The organism is Flavonifractor plautii ATCC 29863, assembly GCF_000239295.1.
GTDB lineage: Bacteria > Bacillota > Clostridia > Oscillospirales > Oscillospiraceae > Flavonifractor > Flavonifractor plautii.
This window is the reverse complement of sequence record NZ_JH417657.1, coordinates 23,077-31,671: the sequence shown is the minus strand read 5'-3', so window position 1 is coordinate 31,671 and position 8,595 is coordinate 23,077. Positions and strand designations below refer to the sequence as shown.

Sequence of the window (8,595 nt, the reverse complement as noted above, 5' to 3'; positions counted from 1 at the left end):
CGGCCCGTCTCACGACGGGCCGGCCTTTTCCATTAAGGGCTTCCGCTCTGCAAAGTGGGCGCGAATATGGTCGAACAACTGTGCGGCGGCAAAGGAGTGATAGCCCTGTCTCCTGCGGATGATGGCAATATCCCACACGATGCGCGGCTCCAGGGGCACGGTGACAAGCTTGTCGCACATCCCGTGGAGGATCAGCGGCAGGGGCAGCAAGGCGATGCACTGCTGCATGGCCACCATCTTGAAACTGAAGCCAGGCATCAGGCTTTTATAGGCAATGCGGGGGGCAAAGCCCTGCTCGCCGCACATCTGAATAAAGGTGTCGTGCAGGGTGGCCGTTTCACTGAAGGTCAGAATGGTCTCCCCTCTCAGCTCGCGGATATGTACGCCGGGCATCTGGGCAAAGGGATGCTCCCGGCTCACCACAAGCTGACACACATCGCTGACCAGAAGGTGGCTTTCAAAGCGGGACGGCTCCTCCACCGGGAGCATGACCAGTCCCAGATCCGCCTTTCCCAATCCCACCGAGGCGGCGGTGAGCTTGGAGCCCTCCTCCACCAGGCTGATGTCGATGCCGGGGTATTGCCGGTGAAAGCTGGCAAACAGCTCGGGAAAATACATGTCCAGCAGCACCCCGGGAATACTCAGCCGTACCTCTCCGGTCTTGACCGAGCGCACGTCCGCCATGGTCTGGAAGATCGCCTCATACTGCATGAGAAACTCCTGGGCCCGCTCGTACAGGATCCGTCCCGCATCGGTCAGGCGAAAGCTCTTGCTGGTGCGTTCAATGAGCAGAACATTCAGCGATTCCTCCAGTTGCTTGATGGAACGGGTCAGCATGGGCTGTGTCACAAAAAGCTGGGCGGCTGCGCGGGTAAAGCTCTCCTGCCGGACCACTTCGACAAAATATTTCAAGTGCTGAATATCCATAGCTACCTCCACGTCCTCGGTGATGCTGTCCCTATCATAATCGAAGAATAAAAAAATTTCCAGAAAAAGCCGCACAAAGTTTCTACTGTGAAATTGTTAAAAATGAAGCACAGCATTCCCCCCGCGCATTCGTCCATACGCAAAAGGCATGATACTGTGGATATGCCACAAATATAGCAATAAAAGTTCTACAATAATGTGCAATCTATTCTAATTTTAGAATGCAGCCTATCAAATTGTTCATTTTACAGATGTACTTCCTATGCCGTATACTTTCTGCAACGGCGCGGGCCGCAGACCAGCCGAACCCGTGCCGCCTCCTTCCGGGGAGGAATGGTGAGCGGAAAGGGAGTGCAGATATGCCCAAAATCCTGTCGGCGCACGATGCCGTGCGCCAGTACATCCACGACGGAGACACCGTCACCTTCGGCGGCTTCGCCAGCGGCCTGATGCATCCGGAGTCTATTCTCAGAGCGCTGGAGGAACGGGCGCGAGACGGCGAGGGGCCCCACGGCCTGACCGCCTTGTACGCCGCCGGTCAGGGCGACAGCGACAGCCGCGGCCTGAACCACCTGGGGGTGGAGGGCCTTTGCCGCAGGGTGATCGGCGGCCACTGGGGGCTCTCCCCCAAGCTGGGCCGGCTGTGCGCGGAAAACAAGCTGGCCGGCTACAACCTGCCCCAGGGGGTGATCGCCCAGCTTTTCCGGGACATTGCCGCGGGAAAGCCCGGCGTAATTACCCATGTGGGCCTGGGCACCTTTGTAGACCCCCGCCTGGAGGGGGGCAAGCTCAACGACGCCGCCCGGGCGGCCGGGGACGTGGTAAAGCTCATTGAGCTGGAGGGGGAGGAAAAGCTGTTCTACCCTGCCATTCCCATTCAGGTGGCCATTCTCCGGGCCAGCTATGCCGATACCAGGGGCAACTGCACCTTCCAGCGGGAGGGCGTATACGCCGAGGCCCTGGCCCAGGCACAGGCCGCCCGGAATTCCGGCGGAACGGTCATCGTCCAGGTGGAGCGCATTGTGGAATACGGCTCCCTGGACACCCGCCTGGTGCGCCTGCCCGGCATCTACGTGGACGTGCTGGTGGAGGCCCCGCCGGAGGAGCACATGCAGACCTTCGGCACCCGTTATAACCCGGCCTTCTCCGGCGAGGTGCGCGTCCCTCTGCACTCCCTGCCCCCGCTGCCCATGGGAGAGCGGAAAATCATCGCCCGCCGGGCCGCCATGGAGCTGCTCCCCCACGCAGTCACCAACCTGGGCATCGGCATGCCGGAGGGGGTGGCCGCCGTGGCGGCGGAGGAGGGCCTGGAGGGGCTTGTGCTGACCACCGAGGTAGGGGCCATCGGCGGCATCCCCGCCGGCGGCAAGGACTTCGGCGCAGCCATCAACGCCGACTGCATTCTGGACCAGCCCGCCCAGTTCGATTTCTATGACGGCGGCGGGCTGGACGTGGCCTTCCTGGGCCTGGCCCAGATGGACGCCGCAGGAAACATCAATGTCTCCAAATTCGGCCCCAAGATCGCCGGCTGCGGCGGCTTCATCAACATCACCCAGAACGCCAAACGAGTGGTGTACTGCGGCACCTTCACCGCCGGCGGGCTGGACGTGGCGGTGGAGGACGGCAGGCTGGCCATCCGCCGCGAGGGGTCCGTGCGCAAGCTGCTGCGCCAGGTGGAGCAGATCACCTTCTCCGGCGCCTATGCGGCCAAACGGGGCCAGCACGTGCTCTACGTCACGGAGCGGGCCGTCTTCGCCCTCACTCCGGAGGGGGTGGAGCTGAAAGAGATCGCCCCCGGCGTGGACCTACAGCGGGATATTCTGGACCAGATGGACTTCCAGCCCATCATCCGCAAGGTCCGGGCGATGGATCCCCGCATCTTCCGCCCGGAACCTATGGGGCTCACCCTGCCCTGATCTGAGAGGGGACGTTTATTCTGTATCTGTAGAGGAGGAATCCAAATGTCACTATCCCTGTTCGGCATCATTTTGGGCCTGGTCCTGCTGATGTTCCTGGCCTACAAGGGCTATTCCATCATCTGGGTCGCCCCTGTCTGCGCCGTGGTGGTGGCCGTGCTCAGCGGCTATGCCATCCTGGACGCCTACATTGGCGACTATATGAAGGGCATGGCCGACTACGTGCTCCAATGGTTCCCCGCCTTCTTCCTGGGGGCGGTGTACGGCAAGGTCATGGATCTGACCGGCTCCGCCCGCAGCCTGGGCAACGCCCTGGTCAAGCTGATCGGCCCCCGCTTCGCGGTGGCAGCAGTGGTTATCCCCTGCCTGCTGATGACCTATGGCGGCATCTCCCTGTTCGTCGTGGTGTTCGTCATCTATCCCATGGGCTATTCCATCTACCGGGCCGCCGACCTGCCCCGCACCCTGCTGCCCGGCGCCATTGCCACCGGCGCCTTCGGCATCACCATGACCGCCGTGCCCGGCACCCCCCAGATTCAGAACCTGATCCCCACCGACTACTACGGCACCACCACCATGGCGGCTCCGCTCCTGTCCCTTGTGGCCTGCGCCGTTATGCTGCTGCCCGCCTATATCTACCTGGAGTGGCGGGTGCGCCAGTCCCGCCGCAAGGGCCTGCACTTTGTCCCCGACCCCAAGCACAAGGAAGTGGATCACGACTCCAAGGCTCTGCCCTCCTGGCACTGGGTCACCGGCATCGTCCCCCTGGTGGTGGTTGTGCTCATGCTCAACCTGTTCCCCTGGCTGCTCAATCGCTTTGCCGGCATTGAGCTGGCCTCCAACTACGCCATCGTCATCGCCCTGGTGTGCGGCATTCTGGTGGCCTGCCTGCTGAACCTGAACCAGGCCAAGACCCTGCTGCCCGCCATCAACGAGGGCGCCAACGGCTCCATGGGCGCCATCATGAACACCGCCTGCGCCGTTGGCTTCGGCTCCGTGGTCAAGGTGGTCCCCGGCTTTGCCTCCCTCACCAGCATCGCCCTGAACATGCCCGGCTCCATCCTCTTCTCCGAGGCGGTGGCCGTCAATCTGCTGGCCGGCGCCACTGGCTCGGCCTCCGGCGGCATGTCCATCGCCCTGTCCGCCCTGGGCCCCAAGTACGCCGAAATGGCTGCGGGCAACACCGGCGTTCTGGAGGCCCTGCACCGCATCGCCTCCATCTCCTCCGGCGGCCTGGACACCCTGCCCCACAACGGCGCGGTGCTCACCCTGCTGGCCGTGTCCAACTGTACCCACAAGGAGTCCTACATCGACATCTGTATCACGACCTGTATCATTCCGCTGGTATCCTCTCTGGGGCTGGCCCTGATCTGGGGCCTGTTCCTCTGATCCCCGTCAGCGCATACAAGAAGGAGGCCGCATCATGACCATTCAGCAATTGAAGCTGGGCGACAGCGCCAGCCACTCCAAGACCATCAGCGAGACCGACGTGTACCTCTTCGCCGGTATCACCGGCGATCTGAACCCCGCCCATGTCAACGAGTCCGTGGCCAGTGCCTCCCGGTTCGGCGGACGGATTGCCCACGGCATCCTCAGCGCCGGCCTCATTTCCGCCGTCCTGGCCATGCAGCTGCCCGGCCCCGGCACCATCTACCTGGGCCAGGAGCTGAAGTTCACCAGGCCCGTCCGCTTCGGGGACACCGTCACCGCCACCTGCACAGTGAGCGAAATCCGCGCGGAGAAGAACATCGTCAAGCTGGATACGGTGTGCACCAACCAGGCGGGCGAGGTGGTTTTACAGGGCATGGCCACGGTCATGCCGCCCCAACAGTAGCGTTTTCTTCCCATACCTCCCCTTTCTCATGCAGAGCCCCCGGATGCCGTTGGCGTCCGGGGGCTCTGCGCGCTCACAGGGGCAGGCGGAGGACGGCCAGGACGCCCCGCGCCGCCCGGTGCAGCTCCAGTGCGCCGCCATGGGCCCTGGCGATCTGCTCCACCAGCCTGAGGCCGGTGCCGTGGGCGGCCCCGCCGTCCGGGGCCAGTCCGCCCTCCGCCAGTCCGACCGGCAGACCACCGCCCCCGTCGTCCTCCACCCTCAGAGTGCATACTTCCCCCTCGGCTGCCGCAGTCAGGGTGATGGAGCAGCCCTCCGGGTTGTGGCGCACGCAGTTGTTCACCAGGTTAAGCAGGGCCCGCCGCAGCAGGGACGCGTCCCCCTCCAACGTAAGGGCTTCGGCCTCCGGCGGCACCTCCACCGCCAGGGCGTACCGCTCCTCCAGCCCGCCGTTGAGCACGTCGGCCGCCACCTGCCGCACCAGGGCGGCGGGGTGGAGGCTCCCCCGCCGCAGGGGCTGCATGGCGTAGTCCAGGCGCATGGTCAGGTTGAGGTCATTGATCAGATCCCGGATGGTCTGGCTCTGGCGGCGGATGATGGCGGCCTGGGCCCTCCGCCGGGGCGGGAGGACCGGGTCCGCCTCCAACTGCCCGGCGTAGCCCATGACCATGGACAGAGGGGTGCGGATGTCATGGGAGATGCCGTTGATCCAGTCGGAGCGGGCAAAGTCCCGCTCCTGCTGTTCCCGCCGGAACTGGCGGCCCAGCACCAGGGCGGTGAGGCCCAGCACCCCCAGCAGGGCCAGCAGAAACAGCCCCGCGAACCAGAAAGGGATGGTCTTCAGCACATCCATATCCAAGACGAAGGGGTGCTTCCAGGTGCTCCCCTTCGGGCCGCCCGCCACCAGCAGACCGTCCTCCCGTACCCGTACCTGTACCGGGTAGTCGCTCAGATACCAGCGGGTAAAGGCGGCCACATCGGTAAGGGAGTAGCGGTCGGGCACATCGGCGGGTTTGCCCTGCTGCCACACCACGGCGCCGCCCTCGTCCACCAGCATGGCCCACAGCTCCTTCTCCGCCAGGTACTCCCCGCCGGTAAAGGCATAGCCCCCCTCCGTCCGCACCAGGGCGGCGGAGAGCTCGTCCATGGAGGCGTTCCACGAGCTGCCCGCCCCGGCAGAGGTGACAATAAAGGCCAGCAGCCCCGCCACCGCCAGAACCAGCACCAGCACCGCCGAGGCCGCCACCAGGCCGGCCGCCACCAGGGTACGGCGGAGATTGCGCCCCCTCACGGCCGCTCCTCCTGGGCCAGGCGGTAGCCCAGCCCCCGGACGGTGAGCAGGTACTGCGGGTGGGAGGGGTCGGTCTCCAGCTTCTCCCGCAGGCGGCGTATATGAACCATGAGGGTGTTCTCATAGCCCACCATGGGCCCCTCCCACAGGGCCTGGCACAGGGCGTCGATGGTGACGATGTTTCCCCGGTTGGCCGCCAGCTTTTTGAGCAGGGCGTACTCCTTGGCGGTGAGGGCAGCCTCACCGCCGCCGGGGCGGCGCACCGTGCCGGTGCCCCAGTGCACCTCCGCTGCCCCGAGGCGCAGCACCTCCCCCGCCCCAGCGCCGTACACCCGGCGGAGCACCGCCGCCAGGCGCAGCAGCAGCTCCTGAGGCAGGAAGGGCTTGGTGATGTAGTCGTCCGCCCCCAGGCCCAGCCCCCGCAGGCGAGCCTCATCCTCGTCCCGTGCGGAGAGGAACAGCACCGGCACGCCGTTCCCCACCCGCCGCAGCTCCTCCAGCAGGGAAAACCCGTCCCCATCGGGGAGCATCACGTCCAGCAGCGCCGCGTCGGGCTGCGACTCTGTCCACGCCCGGCGGGCCTGGGCGCAGTCGGCTGCCAGGGTGACGGCATAGCCCGCCCCCTCCAGCAGCTCTCCCACCATGCGCCGCAGCTCCGGCGCGTCGTCCACCAGTAAAATGTGATAGGCCATCCTTGCTTCCCAGTCCTTTCTGATCGGAGCAAATGCCCCGTAGGGACGACCCTCGTGGTCGCCCGCGGGCGGCCAGAAGGGCCGCCCCTGCCGACTTGCGCAGGGCAGAAAGCACATGGCCCCGCGCCCTGTTCCCGCTGTTTTTCTATTATACAACAACTGGCTTCCCCTTTGCACGCCCCGGCCGGAAAACGTAAGGTAAGCGTAAGGATGGCTTCATCGGGATGTAAGGGAGGGGCGCTATCCTTGCGGTGTAACAAGGAGGTGTCCTCACATGAACGCTGTTGTGGAAACCCGCGGGCTGTGCAAACAGTACGGCCCGGCTCTGCGGGTCAACCATCTGGATCTCACCGTGCCGGAGGGGGCGGTCTATGGATTTCTGGGCCCCAACGGGGCGGGCAAATCCACCACCCTCAAGCTGCTTCTGGGGCTGGCCAGGCCCACGGCAGGGGAAATCGCCGTCTTTGGGCGGCCCATGGGTCCCCGCACCCGCATGGAGACTCTCAGGCAGGTGGGCAGCCTGATCGAGAGCCCCAGCTACTACGGCCACCTGACCGGCGCGGAGAACCTGCACATCGTCCAAACCCTGCGCGGGGCGCCGGAGCGGGACATCGGGGAGGTGCTGCGCATCGTCCGGCTGGACGGCCAGAAGGGCAAGCGGACGGCCCACTACTCCCTGGGCATGAAGCAGCGGCTGGGCCTGGCCGCCGCCCTGCTGGGCTTCCCCAGGCTGCTGATCCTGGACGAGCCCACCAACGGCCTGGATCCGGCGGGCATCCAGGAGATGCGGGAGCTCATCCGCTCCCTGCCCGGCCGGTTCGGCATGACGGTGGTGGTGTCCAGCCACCTGCTCAGCGAGATCGACCAGATGGCCGACCACGTGGGCATCATCCGGGAGGGGAGGCTGGTGTTTCAGGACACCCTGTCCGCGCTCCACGCCCGCAGTTGCCCCCGCCTGGCCCTGCGCACCACCGACAACGCCGGGGCAGCCCGCCTGCTGGGAGAGAACCGTGTCCCCTGCACCCTGGAGGACGGCTGGCTCACCCTTCCCCTGCTCTCCGATGCCGATGCAGCCAGTCTCTCCCGCTTTCTGGCCTCCCACCGGGTGGATCTTCTGCGCATGGAGGAGCGGCAGAAGAGCCTGGAAGACCTCTTTCTGGAGCTCACCGGAAGGGAGGAGAGCCTGTGAAGCTGCTGGCCCTGGAGTTCTGCAAGTGCCGCCGGCGCAAGCTCACCCTGGTCTGCGCCGGCCTGCTGGCCGCCCAGCTCCTGTGGTTTGGGGCCTACCTGACCCGGCAGGATGCGGAGGCGCTGGCTCAGGGGTGGATGCTTCTGCTCTACAACCTGGCAATGGTGGACGCCATTATGCTCCCTATCGGCGTGGCGGTGATTGCCAGCCGGAGCTGTGAGCTGGAGCACAGGGGGCATACCCTCAAGCTGCTGGAGACTGCCGTCACCCCCGGTCGTCTCTACGCCGCCAAGCTGGCCTGGGGCGCCCTGGTGCTGGCCGGCCTGCTCCTGGCGCGCGGCGCCCTCTTTCTGGCCCTGGGCCTTGCCATGGGCTTCCCCGGCGGGACGCCCTGGGGGCGGTTCGCGGTTTTTACCGCCCTGTCCTGGGCGGTGTCCATGACCCTCTACGCCCTCCAGCAGGGGCTGTCCCTCCGCTTCGCCAACCAGGCCGTGGCTCTGGTATGCGGCATCTTCGGCAGCTTCGTGGGACTCATGGCCCTGCTCTTCCCCGTGTGGGTACAGCGGTGCGTCCCCTGGGGGTATTACGGCCTGCTCTCTCTGGTGCGGATGGAATGGGATGAGGCCACCCGCTGGACCGCTTTCTTTTGGCGGCGGCCGGAGCCCCTGGATCTGGCCCTCCTGTGCCTGTGGGCGGCCCTCTTTCTCACTGTGGGACGGACTCTGTTCGTCCGAAAGGAGGTGTGA

8 protein-coding genes are annotated in these 8,595 nt (G+C 65.5%); 5 read left to right on the top strand and 3 right to left on the bottom strand.

The features are described 5' to 3' along the window. Window positions 1-9: 9 nt before the first annotated feature. Entirely contained in the window at window positions 10-927 is a 918-nt protein-coding gene (locus tag HMPREF0372_RS02925; protein ID WP_140402448.1) for a LysR family transcriptional regulator, read from the bottom strand. Window positions 928-1,286: 359 nt separating this feature from the next. Between HMPREF0372_RS02925 and HMPREF0372_RS02920 the strand changes: the two genes are divergently transcribed. Genes HMPREF0372_RS02920 through HMPREF0372_RS02910 form a run of 3 tightly spaced genes read left to right on the top strand, consistent with a single transcriptional unit; the run spans window position 1,287 to window position 4,677 of the window. Next, window positions 1,287-2,843, top strand: coding sequence for an acyl CoA:acetate/3-ketoacid CoA transferase (locus HMPREF0372_RS02920; RefSeq protein WP_039996568.1), 1,557 nt, complete (start codon window positions 1,287-1,289; stop codon window positions 2,841-2,843). Between the two features lie 45 nt (window positions 2,844-2,888). Next, window positions 2,889-4,232, top strand: coding sequence for a GntP family permease (locus tag HMPREF0372_RS02915; protein WP_007488825.1), 1,344 nt, complete (start codon window positions 2,889-2,891; stop codon window positions 4,230-4,232). Window positions 4,233-4,266: 34 nt separating this feature from the next. Continuing rightward, entirely contained in the window at window positions 4,267-4,677 is a 411-nt protein-coding gene (locus HMPREF0372_RS02910) for a MaoC family dehydratase (protein ID WP_007488824.1), read from the top strand. Between the two features lie 73 nt (window positions 4,678-4,750). On the opposite strand, the gene HMPREF0372_RS02905 is transcribed toward HMPREF0372_RS02910, so the two are convergent. Continuing rightward, window positions 4,751-5,968 (bottom strand): sensor histidine kinase, encoded by a 1,218-nt coding sequence (locus HMPREF0372_RS02905; RefSeq protein ID WP_007488823.1) that lies wholly within the window; start codon window positions 5,966-5,968, stop codon window positions 4,751-4,753. After that, window positions 5,965-6,660, bottom strand: a complete 696-nt coding sequence (locus tag HMPREF0372_RS02900; RefSeq protein WP_035299029.1) for a response regulator transcription factor — start codon at window positions 6,658-6,660, stop codon at window positions 5,965-5,967. The genes HMPREF0372_RS02905 and HMPREF0372_RS02900 overlap by 4 nt, the downstream gene beginning before the upstream one ends. A gap of 274 nt (window positions 6,661-6,934) precedes the next feature. Here HMPREF0372_RS02900 and HMPREF0372_RS02895 point away from each other — a divergent pair, with 274 nt between their 5' ends. Further along, window positions 6,935-7,849, top strand: a complete 915-nt coding sequence (locus tag HMPREF0372_RS02895) for an ABC transporter ATP-binding protein (RefSeq protein WP_007488821.1) — start codon at window positions 6,935-6,937, stop codon at window positions 7,847-7,849. Next, window positions 7,846-8,595, top strand: a complete 750-nt coding sequence (locus HMPREF0372_RS02890) for an ABC transporter permease (RefSeq protein ID WP_007488820.1) — start codon at window positions 7,846-7,848, stop codon at window positions 8,593-8,595. Before HMPREF0372_RS02895 ends, HMPREF0372_RS02890 begins: the two co-directional genes overlap by 4 nt.